Below are 1,932 nucleotides of genomic sequence, written 5' to 3'. Positions count from 1 at the left end.
GATGAAGATTTTCTGATGCGGGCCAGGGTGCGCGGTTTCGGCTTGGCCTGAGTGTGGTCCGCGTTGGAAAATCTCTCAGGGAGGAAGCTGCGGGGGCTGGGCGGTGTCTATGGGGAAAGTGCGCTGCCGGTTGGGTCTGTGGCCGTTTCGGGCGCGTTGCTGGGAAGATTGAACAGTTTGAGAGCCGTCGCCTCCTCGTTCCATCGGAGCGTTTGCCTTGGATTTGACCCGGGTTGGTGGCGGTTTGCGCCTTTTGCGCGACTTCCTGGTTCGCTGCGCACAAAGGGGTTTGATCGGTGTGGCTGAGCCAACCGACCTACAATGGATGGGATGAACGGGCGTTTCGTCATGCGGCCTGTTCCCTTGGTGGAGCGCGGGATCGGGGAACTTGGCCACGCCGGAACGTTTCGATGATGCGCATCGAGCCACGGCAACAGGGGCACGGCTCGCGCAGGGTGAGTGGTACGGGATCATCCTCGGGCGGAGGTTCTTGCTCTGGTGTGCTTGCCCCGATCAGGACGCGGACCTTTGCGATATTGACCTTGCGCTGTGCGGAAGCCAGCAGGCCGTAGTGGCGGATGCGGTGAAAGCCGTCAGGTAGGACATGCATCAGGAACCGTCGGATGAACTCTTCCGTGGGCAAGCGCATCACTTTTTGCCGGTCGCCACTCTTGATGCGGTAGTCCTTCCATCGGAACGCCACAGTGTCTGCATCGGCGCTGACGAGGCGGCTGTTCGAGATCGCGACTCGGTGGGTATAGCGGCTGAGATAGGCCAGCACCTGCTCGGGTCCTCCGAAGGGCGGTTTGGCATACACTACCCATTCGGTTTTGCGTAGCGGAGCGAGATACGCGGCGAAGGCTTCAGCGTCCGCCAGCTTTGTCAGGTCGCCGAAGAAGGCAAGCTGCCCGGTCCGATGCAGCGCCATCAGCCCTTCAACAAACAGCCGACGGAACAGACGTGCCAGCACCCGCACATGCAGAAAGAAGCCCGGCTTGCACGCGATCCATCGGCGGCCGTCGGGCGACAGCCCACCACCAGGCACGATCATGTGGATGTGGGGGTGGTGCGTGAGCGCTGATCCCCATGTGTGCAGGACCGATGTCATGCCAATGCGGGCGCCAAGACGCTTGGGATCAGCGGCGATGGTCACCACCGTTTCCGCCGATAGCCTGAATAGCAGGCTATAGACCGCCCGTTTGTTCCAGAGGGCGATCCGTGCGATCTCGGCTGGCAGCGTGAAGACGACGTGGAAATACTCGACCGGCAGCAAGTCCTCGGCCCTCGCTGCCATCCAATCGCGCGCGGCTGGTCCCTGACACTTGGGACAGTGCCGGTTCTTGCAGGAATTATAGGCGATGTGCTGATGGCTGCATTTGGTGCAAGCGGCCACATGCCCGCCGAGCGCCTCTGTTCGGCAAGCCTCAATGGCCGACATCACCTTGAGCTGGCTCAGGCTGATATGCCCTGCATTGGCCCGCCGCCACGCCGGGCCAAATCTCCGGAATATGTCAGCGATCTCCAGCTTTGTGCGGGACAAGGCCCGCGTCTCACCTCGGTCGCTTTTTACGGGTCCGCAGGTTCAATTGCTTGAGCGCCTCGAACGGGCTGGCTGTGCCCCGGATCATCTTGGTGGCGACTTTGGTATATTGGGCGGTGGTTGTCAGCTTCGCATGGCCCAACAGAACCTGAATCACTCGAACATCCGTCCCCGCTTCCAAAAGATGCGTGGCAAAGCTGTGCCGCAGGGTGTGCAGCGTCGCGGGCTTGTTGATTCCGGCCATGCGTTTGGCCGATGTGAAAGCCCGGTTCAACTGGCGGGGCGAGATCGGGTTGATCTTTGGCTTGCCGGGAAACAGCCAGCCCTCGGGCCGTGCTTCGCACCAGTAGTCCCGCAGAAGATCGAGCAGATCGGGTGACAGCATCACCTTG

Annotated in this window: 2 protein-coding genes; both read right to left on the bottom strand. The window is 61.4% G+C overall.

The features are described from left to right. Positions 1-346 precede the first annotated feature (346 nt). The gene (locus ACW9UQ_RS18555; RefSeq protein ID WP_458932470.1) at positions 347-1,540 is read right to left on the bottom strand and encodes an IS91 family transposase; all 1,194 of its coding nucleotides are present in this window, start codon (positions 1,538-1,540) and stop codon (positions 347-349) included. A gap of 10 nt (positions 1,541-1,550) precedes the next feature. Then, the coding region (locus ACW9UQ_RS18550) for a tyrosine-type recombinase/integrase (RefSeq protein ID WP_458932469.1) at positions 1,551-1,932 on the bottom strand (382 nt) is incomplete at its 5' end.

It is taken from the genome of Halovulum sp. GXIMD14793, from assembly GCF_054457435.1.
The sequence above is the reverse complement of the archived record's forward strand: the minus strand, read 5'-3'. Positions and strand labels throughout refer to the sequence as shown.